Source organism: Hydrogenophaga sp. PAMC20947 (genome assembly GCF_004795855.1).
In the GTDB taxonomy this organism is placed as follows: domain Bacteria; phylum Pseudomonadota; class Gammaproteobacteria; order Burkholderiales; family Burkholderiaceae_C; genus Hydrogenophaga.
Genome location: NZ_CP039252.1, coordinates 4421696 through 4437147, shown reverse-complemented (window position 1 = coordinate 4437147; position 15452 = coordinate 4421696). Strand labels below are relative to the sequence as shown.

Below are 15452 nucleotides of genomic sequence, written 5' to 3'. Positions count from 1 at the left end.
CATGGCCCAACGTGCCGCCGACGTTCAGGCCCGCCTCGCCACCGTGAGCAGCTTCGGCGAATTGGTGGGCGCCATGCAAGGCGTGGCGGCCGCGCGCGCCGAGCACGCCAAAAAACTCATTGCGGGCACCAACGCCTACGCCCGCGCGGTGGCCGACGCCATGGGCCAGGCACTGGCCTTGATCCCGCCGAACCAGGACCGCCGCTCCGCGCCAGCAGGCATCCGACCTTTGCGCATCCTGTTCTGCGCCGAACAGGCGTTCAATGGCGGCCTGAGTGACAAGGTCCTGACCGCGATACCCGACCTGGCGGGCACCCGTGTGATGCTGCTGGGCGCCCAAGGGCTGCGCCAGGCGCCCACCCTGGGTATCGAGCCTGAATGGTCCGGACCACTGATCGCCCATGCCGATGCAGTGGTGGAGGCCAGCGACCACCTGCAGGCCGCGCTGGAGCAAGCCCTGGCGCGCGAGCCCGCCAGCAGCGTCGAGATGGTGTTTGCCGAAGTCGGTGAAGGCAACCAGTACCAGGTGGCCCGCCACCGTTTGCTGCCGCTGGACCTGGACACGCTGCGCCGGGCCCAGGGCTCAGATCCCCTGATTCACCTCACCCCGCAGCGCCTGCTCGATCAGCTGATCGACGAATACCTCTCGGCGCGCCTGACCCATGCCCTGCTGCACAGCCACTGCGCCGAAAACGTTTCGCGCCTGCAGGCCATGGCGGCCGCCCATGACAACGTGACCCACCTGGCAGAAGAACTGGCGGCCGATGCACGCCGTTTGCGCCAGGAAGCCATCACCGAAGAGATCGTGGAACTGGCGGCGGGGCTGCAGGCCCTGAACCGGCGCCGCGACGCTCACAGCTGACCGGCCCCTCCGCCAGCAACCCAGGCACCCACCTGGCGCGCAACCCACGCCGGATCGTCCAGAGGCAGGTCGTGCCCGGCCGTCGGGTGCAACACCAGCGGACAGCCCCAGGCCTGTGCGATGGCGTCTGAACACCCGCTGTGCACCAGCGTGTCTTGCGCGCTGGCGAGCAGCAAAGTCCTGGCTGCAGGTGCGGTGATCGGCGCCCGGTAGCGCGCGGCAGCGACCAGCTGGCGGATCGCGTTGCCCCGGGCCACCGGATGCACGACCCGCGCCGCCACCCATTGCGCCAGCACCTCGGCGTTGGGGGGCGTCTGCTGGCTGGTGAGACGCCACACCAGGGCCTCTGCCACCCAGGGATCACGAGCCCCAGTGGTCAGACACAACAGCGCAGGGTAGTTGCCAGGCCGCAGCCGCCGGTAAAAGGGGCTAAAAGGGCGGAAGCTGGTGTTGACCAGCACGCAACCGGCGACCTCAGCTGGCGCCTGATGCGCCCATTCGGTCGCCACCATGGCACCCAGCGACATGGCCAGCAAGTGGTACGGCGGGGCAAACCCCTGACTGCGCAAAGCGCGGCGACAGGCCTGTGCCATTTCACCCACCGACGCAGGGCTGGCTTGATCATGTAGCGTCCCGTTGCCGGGCAAGTCCAGCATCACCATTCGGTCCTCGGGCAACACCTCCGCCAAAATGGTCGGAAAGGCGCCCCAATGCGCGGCTTCGCGCGTCAATCCCCGGAGCAGCACCCAGGTGCTCATCGCCCACCCTCCGGATACCAGTCGGCCATCGCCGCAGTCAGCTGCTCATCCCGGGCATCGGACGCAGGCAACCAATGCCTGTGGCTGCTGGCCGCGCGCGCCAGAAAGTCCAGCAAAGTCACATGGCGCCGCAACACCCTTTGCAGGCGGTGCTGGATCAGGGGGTTGAAGATGCCATTTCGGGAAAACAGCTGGCGTGGGTTCTTCTTGATCCAGAGCCAGGAGCCCATCTCGAGTGTCAGCGGCAGAAAAGTGCGCTGCGGTTCGGTGCAAGCCTGCAAGTACAGGTGGTCCCAGAGATCGCCGTGGGTCAGGTACTGCGCGCTTTGCGGCTCGATGATGTAAGGATGGTGGCTGTGGGCTTCAAGAAAGATGCGTTGCAAGGCGTGTAGCTCGGGCAAGTGCCGAATCGGTTCACGGGTGTGCGCAAAGGGAAACCACAGCCGGTCGCGCACACCAAAGCCTGAGTGACAGTCCAGCGCCAGACTGAAGGGGCGCGACAACAGCTCCGTTTGCACCACTTCGCACACCGCGGCGCTCTCGGCCTCCATCGGCGCGCCCGCCGGTCCGCGGTACCACGGCAGGCCCGCGCTCAGCCGCTGTCCACCGAGCAAAAAGGGCGCTTTCTGCTTGGCATCGACTGGGGCGTTGCGCATCAGGTCAACGCCGCGTGGGTTGGCCCGCGTGGCCGCCCACATGCCCCCCGGATTGACGATCGGCATGAAAACCAGCCGCACCGACTCGAGCTGCCGGTTCAGCACGGCGTCCCAGGACAGGCGTTGCACCACATTGCGCAGAAACGCCATCACCACCTCGGAGCCGATGCGCTCCAGACCATGCACACCACCAAAAAACCCCACGCCCGGCACCCCCAGGTCGGGATTGCCCAACGTGATCGCGTAGACCGGAAAGCTGTGCCCCCCTGCCACGGGAACCTGCCGCACCACGCGGGACTGCAGGCGACCCGCCCCCAGCTCGATGATCTGTTCCAGTGCCTGCAATTCGGGCAACACGTTGTTGGGCACGGTGATGAAGGCAGATGCGTCAGCGCGGTTCGTAGGGATGGGCAGCCGAGAAGCCTAGCGGGAATTCGCTTGGCTATCTACCGCTGTTCGACGACAACAGCACCCGGGTGGGGCGAGGACTGGTCCTGCCGGAACGACGCGAAACCGTCACACACCGCCGCTAAAGTGAACCCCACGCCATGTCCTGAAAGGAGGCCTCCATGCTCTTGAAACTGCTCGGCTTGCAAAAGCTCCTCGACCACCTGTTCGACGAACACTGGTGCACCCTGTGGACGCCCGACGCCGCAACACCCGCGCACGAAGCATGGCCCCTCGGGCCGGAGGACTGAAGTGCTTCGCCACCTGAGTCATTGGGCGCTGCTTGGCGCTGCTGTGGCGTGTGGTCTGCTGGAATTTCTGGCCCTGCAGCGCTGCCGCTACCAGACCTGGCGCATCAGCCGCCCTCCCCGCTGAGCACCTCACGCCCCACCACCCGGGTGGGTGCCCTTGCCGGATCAGCGCAGGCCCGCACAGTTGGCATAAAAGGTGGTCGTGGCTGGCCAGTCAGAGAAGACGCCGATGACACCGACCTCTTGCGCCAGGACGTCAAGCACCCGCATCACGTCGCCCTCGGTTTTGATGGCTGGATCGATGCCCTGGTAGTAAAAGCCGTTGTTGCCATCGGCGAGGATGCCCGAGCGCTCCAGACTCCAGGCGATGATGTCCAGGCCCGCCGCCCTGGCGTTGCGGGCGTAGGTCGAGGGCACGATTTTTCCGCTGGCATCACCATCCAGCAGCGCGAAGATGGGTGGCGCCACGGTATGGATACCGTCGCGCTTGTAGCTTTGCAGTTCGGCAGCGTCGGGCAGGTCGGCGGCGGTACTGGCATCGTCCAGGTACACAGCCTGGCGGCCGAATGCCGGCGCGTTCTGCACCCAGTACAAGACATCGCTCTTGTTGAACGACTGCGGCCAGACGTCGCGCGGCTTCACGCCAGCCTGCTGGTATTCGTCGATCATCTTCTGCGCGTAGGCTTCTTGCGTGAAACCATCGAACGGCATGGCCACGCTCGGACTTTTGAGTTCCGGGGTCATTTTCACGCCCAGGCGCTTGAACAGTTCAATGCTTTCCTGGTGGGTCATCAAGGTGCCGCTGGTGGGCCCCGCGTAGAGATCGGTTCGGAAGCCGGCGGTGCCACCCTGGTACTGCTCGGGGGTGCGCGCGGCCGGGTTGGCGGCGTCCATCTTGCCGCGCAGTGTCTTGAACTCGGCCAGCGTGATGTCACTGGTTCGGCACTCGGCGCCGGCCGGCGTGAGCACCTTGCCGTCGGCAGCCAGCGTGGCCGGCACAAAAGGCCGGATGCACGTGGCGGCCAGTGGGGTAACCAGGATGTTGGTCGTGGTGTGCAAGTCATTCTGCGCGTGACGGCAAACCAGCGCCTTGTCCTTGGTGAAGGTCACGTCGCACTCGACGATGCCCGCACCCATGCGGGCCGCGGCCGTGTAGGACTCCCGGGTGTGCTCCGGAAACTGCAGGGAAGCCCCCCGATGACCGATGGAAAAGTCGCTGGCCATGAAGTGACCGCGCGCCGCACACTGCTGCAACTGGCGTTTGAGGCGGCTGTCAGCCATGTCGTCGACCAGGAAGAACGGACGCGGGCCCAGTTGCACCTGGACGGGGCGGTCAACCTGCTGCCAGGTGTGGCGGTTGCGGCTGTTGTGGTCGTTTTGGCCGTTGTCGGCCAGGGCTTGGCCCAGGAGAGCGCCGACCAGAGCCAGGCCCATCAGCAAACGGTGGTGGTGCACGGAAATCCTCCTGGTGGGGTGGCACAGCTACGGCTTCGAACCCATCAATGAACACCACCGGCACCATGCTGGACACGCAGTGTGGCAGTGGCATGACGGCCATCAACACCGCCGCCCGATGGACCATTGCCCGGGCCGGGCGAGTGCGCATCGGGCCCCGCAGTAGCCGCGAAGGGTCGCAGCTCTGCAGTGCTCAGCGCTCCAGCGCAAAATCGACGAAGCCCCTCTCCACCGAGGTCGATACCAGGTGCACACGCACCAACTTGCCCACGTTGAGATCGGGCACGTGCCCCCTCAACCGGCCTTCGACCGGTGGTTCGAAAATGCGCACCCAGGTGCCCTGATCGCTGACACCGGTGACCACCCCGTCGAAGCGTTCCCCAACGCGTGAGTGCAACAGCAGGGCCGCTTCGGATTTGCGCATCTGCCGCTCCACCTTGCGCGCAGCGTCTTCCTGCAGGGTGCAATGGTCCGCCAGTTCCGCCAGTTCGGCAGGCGCGTATGGCGACCGCTCACCAGCCAGTGCCGCCTTGAGCAGGCGCAGCGTGATCAGGTCTGGAAAGCGCCGATTGGGCGCGGTCGAATGCATGTAGTCCCGCACCGCCAGACCGAAGTGACCGATGGGCGGCTGGCCGGATCGCTCCACCACGTACTCCCCCGATCCCATCAGCTTCACAATCACCAGCGAAAGATCGGGGAAACGCAGCGGATCCACCTTGTGCTGGCGCGCCAGAAAGGCCTCCAGCGCCGGGCCATCCGGCTGGTTGGGCAGCTGGGTGCCAAAGCCCCGCACCACATCGACGATGCGCAACCAACGCTCGGGTGAACGCACCACACGCCGCAGGGCGACACCGCCGTGGGCGGCCAGGAAGCGCGCGGTACAGCCGTTGGTGACAATCATGAGTTCTTCGATCAGCTGGCGCGCGCGGTTCTGCGGCTGCAGGTGGATACTGGCGATGCGTTCGCCCTCGAACTGCGCGCGAGGCTGGAAAGTCTCGAACTCCAGCGAGCCTTCGGCACGCCGCAGCACGCGCAGCTTTTGTGCCAGACCGTCCTGGGCGCGCAGTTGTACAGACAGGCCGTGCACGCGCTGGGCTGGCTCGGGCAGCGCTCCCTCGCCGTCGATCCAGGCCGACATGGCATCGTAAGCCAGCTGCGCCTTGTTGCGCACCAGGGCGCGGTAGATCGAGCTCTCGACCAACACACCGTCATCCGAGAAAGCCATCTCGATGACCATGGCCAGCCGGTCTTCGTCCTGGTTGAGCGACGTGAGATCGGTGGACAGGCGTTCGGGCAGCATGGGAAAGATGCGCGCCGAGGTGTAGACCGACGTGGTGTTCAGCTGGGCATGCTGGTCGATAGGCGTGCCCTTTTTCACCAGCGCATCCACATCGGCCACCGCCACCCAGACCCGCAGGCCACCCTTGGGCAAAGGCTCGCTCAACGAGAGCTGGTCCAGGTCGCGCGAATCATCGTTGTCGATCGAGAACCAGTCGCGCTCCCGAAGGTCGCGGATCCCCTCGCCGGTTTCGGTGGCAGGCCCGTTCAGACTCGCCAGCTGTTCCTGCGCTGCGGACGAAAACTCCGCTTCGAGTCCCCGGCTGAACATGGCCCAGGCCGCCAGAGTGGCGAGCTGGCTGCGGTGGTTGTTGAGGGCTTGGTCCATGGTGGTCTCCGGCAGGTGATCTTGCCTTCATTCTGCGCGCTCAAACGGACACCCGCATCAGGACGGGGCCAGGGGCACAGGCCTCCACTACACTGGACATCCTTCAAACCCGGGGCCAGCGCCCCCACCTCAACAGAAAGCAGCACCATGGGCGCGCAGTGGAAAGCCAAACACAAAGACATCGCAGCCAACGCCAGAGGTCGCCTCTTCGGCAAACTGGTGAAAGACATCATGATCGCGGCCCGCGCCGGCGCCGATCCGGCCGCCAATGCCCGCTTGCGCCTGGTGTCTGAGCAAGCCCGCAAGGTGTCCATGCCAAAAGAGACGCTGGACCGCGCGATCAAAAAGGGGGCAGGCCTGACCGGCGAGGCGGTGAACTACGAACGTGTGATCTACGAAGGTTTTGCGCCGCACCAGGTGCCGGTGATGGTCGAATGCCTGACCGACAACGTGAACCGCACGGCGCCCGAGATGCGTGTGCTGTTTCGCAAGGGCCAGCTCGGCACCTCGGGCTCAGTGGCTTGGGATTTTGACCACGTGGGACACATCGAAGCCGAACCCGCCCAACCCGATGCCGACCCCGAAGTCGCTGCCATCGAAGCGGGCGCACAAGACTTCGAGCCCGGCGACGAAGAAGGCACCACACGTTTCATCACCGATCCGGCCGATGTGGATCTGGTCAGCAAGGCCTTGCCCGATCACGGTTTCACCGTGTTGGCCAACCAGCTCGCCTACCGCGCGAAGAACCCGATCAACCCGGCCGACCTCAGCCCAGAGCAACTGGAAGAAGTGGAAGCCTTCCTGGCCGCGCTGGACGAGCACGATGACGTGCAGAACCTCTACGCCGGTTTGGCGGGTTGAGTCGATCCGGAGCAATACCTCTGCATTTGCATCTCAAGGTAGACGCGTCGCTCTTCGTTGCCGTGCGCCTCGCCGAGAGCACATTGCCCCCAGCACGGAGACGAAGTGGGGAAGCCGCTTCATGAAAGCATCAATCACCAGAAGTGTCTCCGTGGCCCAGGACCGCACTCGGGGCACTGGTGCGTCCAGGCGCCTCCATCAGGGTGCCCCACCGCTCCAAATGCACAACAATACCCACTGGTAAAAATGCGGGTGGGCGGCCGCTTGTCTCGACTGGGAACGCAAAACGAGGCACTCAGCCTCAGCCCGGTGGCCAGCCAGGAGTCTGCCGACGGGCATGCGCCAGGGCCTGCTGGGCTGGGACTGCGCCACCGCTACTTCCAGAGATCGCGCACAGGTGTCTCGGGCGAATAGCGGTGCGCCACCTGCGCCTGCAACAACTCCGCCGACGCCAGCGCATCGGTGAGCGCGTGGTGCGGCTGGTACCGCGGAAGGTTGTACCGGCGGCGGCTGTCGGCGAGGCGGATCGACAGGCGCTGAGGCTGGCGGCCCAGCGCCCAGTCCCACCAGCTTCGCTGAGAACGCCGGTGCAGCCGCGCCTCAAGTTCCATGGTGTCGATCACGGGAAACTCGATGCTCTCGCCGATGCGCGTGCGCAAGGCGCCATTGAAAAACTGCCGCTCAATGTCGCGGCAATGCACCACCAGGACATGGCCCGCCATGGTGGCCAACACCTCCGCCAGCACCGCATCCAGATCGGGCGCGGAATGCACCTGCGAGTCGGTGATGCCGTGGATGGTGACCGACTCGGCAGCCAGCGGCACCCGCGGCTTTAGGATCCAGTGTCGTGAGGCGCTGGTGCGGATGCGCTCCAGACTCATGGGCACCAGACCGATGCTGACAATGCCGTCCTTGACCGGATCAAGCCCCGTGGTTTCCACATCCATCGCCATCAACGGCACATCACACAACGGGGTTTCCTGGCTCACAGTCCCCGCGGCGTAAAACGCCCGCAAGCGAGCGTCTTTGGCACTTTCGGCCAAAGATGCAAAACGTTCGGGCCAGGCCTCCTGACCCGCGCCAGCCTGGGCAGCAGCATCCACTGGACGAAGCAAGCTCGAATGCAACACGGGTGCTTTCCTCAGACGGACCGGCCGGGCTGGTAACGAAACTTCAGGTAGCCCTGGGCTTCGCTGAGGATCAAAAAGGCGTCTCGCAAGCTCTTGCGCTCAAATGCCGACAGCTTGTCGGGCTCGATGCTGTTGTCGGGCTCCAGACCTGCGGCCAGGTCATTGGCCTGGTTTCGGATGCGCACCGTGGAGATGAACTCCAGCGTGTCGTGCAAATCCTGGCCCCGACCGGGCGGCAACACACCAGCGGCCACCACGTCTTTCAGGCGCTCAAACGAATTTTGTGCTTGTGAGCCCACCGCCAGCGCATGCACGCGGATCAGGTCGGCCATGGGCGCGGTGCCGCGGCGCTTGAGGTTGATGGCTTTGCTGTGGCGCCCGTCGGCCTCCACCACAAAGTCCTTGAAAAAACCCAGCGGCGGTGTGCGCAACAACGCATTGCGCGCCATGCTGGCGAGAAAACGGGATTGGCCCTTGGCCTTCTGGGCAATCAGGGCTCTGAGCTTTTCAGCCCATTCGATCTTTCCCCAGACGCCGTCCAGGTCGAAGAAAATGTTGGCGCTGAGCAGCGTTCCCGCGGTGGGCTGTTCGATCCATTCGCTGAAATAGCGCTCCCACACCTTCAGTGGCTGTCGCCATTGGGTATTGGTGGCCATGATGCCCCCGCTGCAATAGGTGTAGCCACACTGGGCCAGGCCATCGCTCACGAACGCCGCGAGCTCTTTGAAATAGGCATCGTGCAGCGCGGGATCGAACCGGTTGTCGAGCACCAGGGCATTGTCCTGATCGGTCACCACCAGTTGTTCGTTGCGCGCCATGGAACCCAGCGCGAGGAAACAATACGGCACCGGCGGCGGACCCAGCTTCGCTTCGGCCAGCGCCAGCAGCTGTTGCTTGAAGCTGCGGCCGATCAGGGCCATGGCGGTGCCCACCATGCGCGAACTGGCGTCTTCGTTCACCATGCGCACAAAACTGGCACGCACATCGGCCGTCAGGGCCGCCAGCTCTTCAACACTCGACTGCCGAAAAATGCTGCTGACCACAAAGAGGCTGTTGCGCGATTCGTAGTGCACCACATCAGACAGCGCAATCACACCCACCGCTTTCTGGTGCCGCATCACCGGCAGGTGGTGGACGTTGTGGCGCAGCATCTGCAGCATGGCCTCAAACACCAGCTGGTTGTGCTCCACCGTGACCAGCTGGGTGGTCATGACCTGGCTCACGGGCGTGTCGTGGCTCAGGCCCCCGGCCAGCACACGGGTGCGCAAATCGCGGTCGGTGATGATGCCCGCGATGGCGGGATCATCTTCACCGCGCGCGTCGTCCAGAATCAGCAACGAAGACACCCCCGCCTCGGTCATGCACTGCGCTGCTTCCAATACTTTGGCCGTGCTGGGCAGCCAGACAGGTTCACGATTCACCAGGCTCTCGATGGAAGCCGACATCAGCTGATTGGATTCTTCGCGGCGCGACATCACCTGGCGCAACCGGGTGCTGTCTTCCGTTTCGACCTGATCGGCGAAGCCTTCATGGGCGTCAAACAACGCCGTGAATTCCGCTTCGGGAATCAGGTACAGCAGCGTGTCTTCCAGCGCCGACACCGGAAAACGTACCTTCTTTTTCTTCAGAAGCAAGCCGGCTTCACCGAAGTGCCCGCCTTCGGTCAGGCGGTTGTACAGGGTGCCATCGCGGCGAAAAACCTCGACGGCGCCGCTGCGCACCACAAACCACCATTCGGCTTGTTCGCCGAAGGCGATGACGGGTGAACCCGCCTTGAAGTAGCGCACATCCACCGCAGCGGCGACACGGCGAAGCGCCTCTTCGGGCAGTTGCCCAAAGAGTGCTTGCCGCGTGAGAAACTGCAGAACTTCCAGCTGTTCGTCCTGCATCTGCAGCTCACTCAAGCACGAGGCTCAGATGCCAGCCCTTTGACCACGGAAACCGTGGCGACCAGCAACACCACCGTGAACGGGAACCCTGTGGACACGGCCATGGCCTGCAAAGCCACCAGCCCGCCGCCCAGAATCAGTGCGATGGCAACCAGGCCCTCGAACACACACCAGAACACGCGCTGGGGCGTTGGTGCGTCAACCTTGCCGCCTGCGGCGATCACGTCGATCACCAGCGAACCGGAGTCAGAGGAGGTGACGAAAAACACCACCACCAGCACGATGGCCAGGAAGGACGTCAATTGCGCCAGAGGCAGCGCGTCGAGCATCTGGAAAATCTGCAGCGGCAGGGCGGCTTCGGCCACGGCGCGGTAACCGTCTTGAACCACTTGTGTGATGGCCGTGCCACCAAACACCGTCATCCACAGCACACAGGCCAACGAAGGCACGAGCAGCACGGAAACAATGAATTCACGCACGGTGCGGCCACGCGACACGCGGGCAATGAACATGCCCACGAAAGGTGACCAGCTGATCCACCAGGCCCAGTAAAAGGCCGTCCAGCCCTGGGAGAAGTTGGCGTCTTCACGACCAAACGGGTTGGCCAGCGCGGGCAGGTATTCAACATACGCGCCCAGATTCGAGAAGAACCCGGTGGCGATGGCCAGCGTGGGGCCCACGATGATGACGAACACGAGCAGCAAGATCGCCAGCACCATGTTGATTTCGGACAGGCGTTTCACACCCGCGTCCAGGCCTGCCAGCACCGAAGTCAAAGCGATGGCCGTGATGCCGATCACCAGAACAATCTGGGTGGTATTGCCGAGAGGGATGTCAAACAGGTAGTTGAGGCCGGCAGCGGCTTGCGACGCGCCCAGACCCAGCGACGTGGCCAGACCAAACAGGGTGGCCAATACGGCCAGAATATCGATGATGTGGCCAGGCCAGCCCCAGATGCGCTCACCCAGCAGCGGATAAAACACCGAGCGGATCGTCAGGGGCAGCCCTTTGTTGAACGAAAACAGGGCCAGGCCCAGCGCCAGGATGGCGTAGATCGCCCAGGGGTGTAGACCCCAATGGAAGATGGTGGCGGCCATGGCCAGTCGCTCGGACCCCACAGCGTCGCCCATGGCGGCGCCCAGCGGCGCCCAGTCGGTGCGCACGCCATTTTCCATGGTGGTGCCACCCATCGAGGTCCCGAAGTGGGACAACGGCTCAGAGACGCCGTAGAACATCAATCCGATGCCCATGCCTGCGGCAAACAGCATGGAGAACCAGCCGGTGTAGCTGTAATCGGGCTTGGCCGTGGTGCCCCCGAGGCGCACTTTGCCCAATGGCGAGACCGCCAGGCCAATACAGACCACCACAAAAATGTTGCCTGCAGACAGGAAGAACCAGTCGAGGTTCGATGTGAGCCAGCCGCGCATGCTGCCGAACAGGGGCTCCACCTGGGTCTGGAACATCAGCGTCAGCGCCACGAAGGCGATCACTGCAAGCGCCGAGATAGCGAACACCCGGTTGTGGATGTCGAGACCAAAGGGCCCCAGGTTCATCACAATGTTGTCCTGACCGATCTTGTAATCGGTGCTGATCGGATTGACCTTCCCATCGGGGATCATGGGGTCTTTTTTATCGCTCAAATAATTTCTCCAAAACGCGAACTTGCGGCCAATCATGGCTAGCGCCACGTGGCTTAACGTAGCCTTACACCGTAACATGGAAGCGCACAGGCTGTTACACCGCTCAGCGGCAGCGGAGCATCCTGGCGATCGGAGAAGCGTGCCCCCGGGCCCCGGCGACCTGCGAAAAATTGCCTGCGAGTGTGGTCGGTCAAAGGTTTTGCATCAGACCGCAGCGGCCTTTTGCCCCGACGACTGGTTGTCGAGGGCCATGCGCTTTTTTGCTGCAGTGCAGCAGCAAAGCGTTCAACGCCTTCCGCTGTGCGCTCACGCTCAGTGAATCCAGGTTCAGGCGTTACAGCGGGCTCTTGGCGTCCGAGATCAGCAGGGAGCCCGACCGTGACCCGAAGCCAGCCAGCGCTCAGTCCACCGCAGAGATCGGGCGCTCACCCGCCAGTGCCTGCAACAAGTTGCTGGTCGCGAGCTCGGCCATGGCATGGCGGGTTTCGTGGGTGGCCGAGCCAATGTGCGGAAACGCTGTAACACCAGGGTGGCGGCGCAAAGGGGAATCCAGCGGCAATGGCTCCACCGCAAACACATCCAGCCCCGCCGCCCGCAGGTGACCACGGTCAAGCGATGCCAGCAAGGCGGCCTCATCGACCACCGCGCCACGCGAACCGTTGATCAGGATGGCGCCGGACTTCATGGCGGCGAGGCGCTCCGCATTCATCAGCCCCCGCGTTTCGACCGTGAGCGGCAGGGTCAAAACCAGGAAATCTGCACGGGACAACAACTCGGCCTGAGACACCGCGAGCGCTTTGTCCGCCAGCTCCGGGCAGCTCACAACGCGCGGGTGGTGGTAGACCACCGGCATGCCAAACCCCAGCGCACCGCGCCGGGCCACGGCCTGGCCGATGCGCCCGAAACCCAGAATGCCCAGGGTCTTGCCGTGCACGTCCCAGCCAAACAGTGTCTCGTCGATAGCGGCATTCCAATGGCCGTCGCGCACATGGTTGGCCAGCTCGACCACACGCCGGCTGCAGGCCATGAGCAGCGCAAAGAGGGTGTCGGCCGTGGTTTCGGTCAACACGCCCGGCGTGTGGGTCAACACGATGCCGCGCTGTCGCAAGGCGGGCCGGTCGTAGTTGTCCACCCCCACAGACACGCTGGAGACCACCTCAAGGCATGGGGCCAACGCCAGCACCGACGGATCGATGGGGTAACTGGCGCCAATCAATCCATGGACAGTCGACAAGGCCGCGAAGAAAGCGGCGCGCTGCTCGGGCACCCGAGGGTTGGCCACGGTGACCTCATGAACGGCCCGCAGCCGATCCATCTGGTCATCGGGCAGCTCGCGAAAGACGAGCACGTTTTTGCGGATCACAAGCCGGCGCCTGTCAGCTCTTCGCGGGTGGGAAAGCCTTCGCTGTCGCCCAACACCTGCACGGCCCGGGCACCGATCCAGGCGCCCCGTTTCACGGCATCGGGCACGCTGAGGCCGTCCAGCAAGCCGCTGATCACACCCGCCGCAAACCCGTCCCCTGCGCCCACGGTGTCCACCACCTGCGCCACCGGAAACCCGGGCACATGGCCGCGAGCCGCGTCGCCTTCGAAATAGGCACCCTCTGGCCCCAGCTTGACCACCACCAGCTTGGCACCCTGCGCCCGGTAAAAGGCCGCAACACCTTCGGGTGTGGTTTCGCCGGTCAGGACCTGCCCCTCTTCCAGGCCAGGCAAGACCCAATCGGCCTGTGCGGCCAGAGCATTGATCACCTCGCGCATGCGCTCAGGCGAAGACCACAACGAGGGACGCAGGTTGGTGTCAAAAGACACGGTCCGGCCCGCACCGCGCATCAGCGTCATGCTGCGCTGCACGGTGGCCAGGCAGCTGTCGGACACGGCGGAAAACACACCCGTGGTGTGCAGGTGCCGTGCTGAAATCAACCACGGCACATCGATCTGGTCGGGCTGAAACAGGCTGGCCGCCGAACCCTTGCGGTAGTACTCGGTGGGTGGATCCCCGCCGCCTTCCACTCGGCCCTTGATCTGGATGCCCGTGCGCTGGGTGGGATCGGCAATCACATGGGAACAATCAATGCCCTCGTTCTGCATGACCCGCATGAGGTAACGACCCATCGAGTCCGCGCCCACACGGCTGGCCCAACCGACCTTCAGGCCCAAACGGGCCAGGCCGATGGCGGCGTTGGTCTCGGCGCCTGCTGTGCGCTTGCCAAAGAATTCAGCGTCTTCCAGGGGGCCGGGCCGGTCGGCGACGAGCAACAGCATGGCTTCGCCAAAAGTGATCACATCCAGGCTCATGCCATGCTCCTTGCGACGTCGCGCAGTTGTGCCAATTCAGTTCGGGTCACCAACAACAAGTCGCTCCCCACCAGCGGGTATTCGATCGCCCACGGCTGGTTCACGGGCAGTCGGCGCAGGACGGCGCGCCATGGCGCGGCCGATTCCGCCAGGGGCACGGCCGTCCAGCGCCGGAGATCTCGTTGCACGCCCTTGCAATGCACGTAGCAGACCCGAAGCCCAAATTCAGCGGCGGCCAACAGGGGGCATTCACCGGCCCAATGCCAGTTGCCGATGTCAAAGGTCATGCCGATGGGATGGCCATGAGCGTCCACCGCGGCGAAAAAGGCAGCCAGTGCATCCTGGGTTCCGGCGGTTGCCGTCTGGTCGTTTTCGATCACCAGCTCCACGCCCGATCCGTCCAGCAACTGGCTCACGCGGGCCAGACTGGCGGATTGGCCGGGGCGGTATCCGCCGATGGACATCTTCAACCGCGCGGATCCCAATGCTTGGGCGCCCATCAGGCCTCGCTTCAGCGCTTCAGCGTCCAGCTGGCCATCCGGGGCCCAGAGCCCTTCGGGACTGGAATAGACACGGATCATGGCGGGCAGTGCCTGGGCCAGCGCCGACAGCTCGGCCACGCCGTTCAGCAGCAACTCACCGCGCACCTCTACGCCATCGGCGCCCGCCTGATGCGCCAGCTGCGCAAACCGCAATTGGCCATGCCGACGCACCTCGGTCGCGCCGAAGGAAGACAAGGAAATCAGAATGGGCGTCATGGGCAGTCAGGCAGGCGCGGTGTGCTCGTGCGAACTCAGGATCTGCCCAAGAAAAGCCTGGAGCTTGGGGTGGGACGGTCGGGAGAAGAAGGCTTCTGGTGGTGCCTCTTCGAGGATGCGGCCATCGGCCATGAAGATCACCCGGTCGGCCACGCTGCGCGCAAAACCCATTTCATGGGTGACACACAACATCGTCATGCCGTCTTCGGCCAGTCCGATCATGGTGTCCAGCACCTCTTTGACCATCTCCGGATCCAGTGCCGACGTGGGCTCGTCAAACAACATCACTTTGGGGTTCATGCACAGTGCTCGGGCGATCGCCACGCGCTGCTGCTGGCCACCGGACAGCTGGCTGGGGTACTTCAACGCCTGGTCAGGAATGCGCACCCGTTCCAGGTACTTCATGGCCGTCGCTTTGGCATCAGCCTCGCCCACCGAGCGCGTGTGCATCGGCGCGAGCATGCAGTTCTCCAGCACCGTGAGGTGGGGGAACAGGTTGAACTGCTGAAATACCATGCCCACCTCGCGGCGCACCGCTTCGATGTTGTGGCGCTGGTGTCCGGTGAGGTCGATGCCATCGACCACGATCCGGCCTGCCTGAAATTTTTCCAGGTGGTTGATGCAGCGTATCAAGGTGGACTTGCCCGAGCCCGAAGGCCCGCAGATCACGATGCGCTCACCCTGGGCCACGGTCAGGTCAATGCCGGTCAGCACCTGGAACTGGCCGTACCATTTGTCGACCTTTTCAATGCGGATGATGGGCTCGGTGCTCATGCGGTCT

General features: G+C 64.2%; 15 protein-coding genes. 4 read left to right on the top strand and 11 right to left on the bottom strand.

The window, feature by feature from the left end; genetic code table 11:
• Position 1: 1 nt before the first annotated feature.
• The gene (locus E5678_RS20220; RefSeq protein WP_136180191.1) at positions 2–862 is read left to right on the top strand and encodes a F0F1 ATP synthase subunit gamma; all 861 of its coding nucleotides are present in this window, start codon (positions 2–4) and stop codon (positions 860–862) included.
• Here the strand turns inward: E5678_RS20220 and E5678_RS20215 are convergent.
• Together E5678_RS20215 and E5678_RS20210 are read right to left on the bottom strand one after the other, a co-directional pair.
• Entirely contained in the window at positions 853–1620 is a 768-nt protein-coding gene (locus E5678_RS20215) for an alpha/beta hydrolase (protein WP_136180190.1), read from the bottom strand. The genes E5678_RS20220 and E5678_RS20215 overlap by 10 nt on opposite strands.
• Complete coding sequence (locus E5678_RS20210) at positions 1617–2645, bottom strand: M14 family zinc carboxypeptidase (RefSeq protein ID WP_168708620.1); 1029 nt, start codon at positions 2643–2645, stop codon at positions 1617–1619. The genes E5678_RS20215 and E5678_RS20210 overlap by 4 nt, the downstream gene beginning before the upstream one ends.
• A 200-nt stretch (positions 2646–2845) precedes the next feature.
• On the opposite strand from E5678_RS20210, the gene E5678_RS22870 reads away from it, so the two are divergent.
• Together E5678_RS22870 and E5678_RS22865 are read left to right on the top strand one after the other, a co-directional pair.
• The gene (locus E5678_RS22870; RefSeq protein ID WP_281728086.1) at positions 2846–2974 is read left to right on the top strand and encodes a hypothetical protein; all 129 of its coding nucleotides are present in this window, start codon (positions 2846–2848) and stop codon (positions 2972–2974) included.
• A gap of 1 nt (position 2975) precedes the next feature.
• Positions 2976–3098 (top strand): hypothetical protein, encoded by a 123-nt coding sequence (locus E5678_RS22865; RefSeq protein WP_281728085.1) that lies wholly within the window; start codon positions 2976–2978, stop codon positions 3096–3098.
• Between the two features lie 41 nt (positions 3099–3139).
• On the opposite strand, the gene E5678_RS20205 is transcribed toward E5678_RS22865, so the two are convergent.
• Together E5678_RS20205 and E5678_RS20200 are read right to left on the bottom strand one after the other, a co-directional pair.
• Positions 3140–4429 (bottom strand): glycerophosphodiester phosphodiesterase family protein, encoded by a 1290-nt coding sequence (locus E5678_RS20205; RefSeq protein WP_247596846.1) that lies wholly within the window; start codon positions 4427–4429, stop codon positions 3140–3142.
• A gap of 193 nt (positions 4430–4622) precedes the next feature.
• Positions 4623–6095, bottom strand: a complete 1473-nt coding sequence (locus E5678_RS20200; protein ID WP_136180189.1) for an RNB domain-containing ribonuclease — start codon at positions 6093–6095, stop codon at positions 4623–4625.
• A gap of 147 nt (positions 6096–6242) precedes the next feature.
• Between E5678_RS20200 and E5678_RS20195 the strand changes: the two genes are divergently transcribed.
• The gene (locus E5678_RS20195) at positions 6243–6956 is read left to right on the top strand and encodes a YebC/PmpR family DNA-binding transcriptional regulator (protein WP_136180188.1); all 714 of its coding nucleotides are present in this window, start codon (positions 6243–6245) and stop codon (positions 6954–6956) included.
• 374 nt (positions 6957–7330) lie between these two features.
• Here the strand turns inward: E5678_RS20195 and E5678_RS20190 are convergent, their stop codons facing one another.
• From E5678_RS20190 to E5678_RS20160, 7 genes are all read right to left on the bottom strand, one after another.
• Positions 7331–8086 carry a 3'-5' exonuclease gene (locus E5678_RS20190; RefSeq protein ID WP_210731955.1) on the bottom strand — a complete coding sequence of 252 codons (756 nt, stop codon included), beginning with the start codon at positions 8084–8086 and terminating at the stop codon, positions 7331–7333.
• An 11-nt stretch (positions 8087–8097) separates the two neighbouring features.
• Positions 8098–9990, bottom strand: a complete 1893-nt coding sequence (locus E5678_RS20185) for a DUF294 nucleotidyltransferase-like domain-containing protein (RefSeq protein ID WP_247596845.1) — start codon at positions 9988–9990, stop codon at positions 8098–8100.
• Positions 9987–11615, bottom strand: coding sequence for a BCCT family transporter (locus E5678_RS20180; RefSeq protein WP_136180186.1), 1629 nt, complete (start codon positions 11613–11615; stop codon positions 9987–9989). The genes E5678_RS20185 and E5678_RS20180 overlap by 4 nt, the downstream gene beginning before the upstream one ends.
• Before the next feature lie 400 nt (positions 11616–12015).
• A complete protein-coding gene (locus tag E5678_RS20175; RefSeq protein WP_247597056.1) occupies positions 12016–12930 on the bottom strand; it encodes a D-glycerate dehydrogenase in 915 nt (304 codons plus the stop codon).
• Between the two features lie 44 nt (positions 12931–12974).
• Entirely contained in the window at positions 12975–13913 is a 939-nt protein-coding gene (locus tag E5678_RS20170; protein ID WP_136180185.1) for a sugar kinase, read from the bottom strand.
• Positions 13910–14671 (bottom strand): TIM barrel protein, encoded by a 762-nt coding sequence (locus E5678_RS20165; RefSeq protein WP_136180184.1) that lies wholly within the window; start codon positions 14669–14671, stop codon positions 13910–13912. Before E5678_RS20165 ends, E5678_RS20170 begins: the two co-directional genes overlap by 4 nt.
• A 6-nt stretch (positions 14672–14677) precedes the next feature.
• Complete coding sequence (locus tag E5678_RS20160; protein ID WP_136180183.1) at positions 14678–15445, bottom strand: amino acid ABC transporter ATP-binding protein; 768 nt, start codon at positions 15443–15445, stop codon at positions 14678–14680.
• Positions 15446–15452 lie beyond the last annotated feature (7 nt).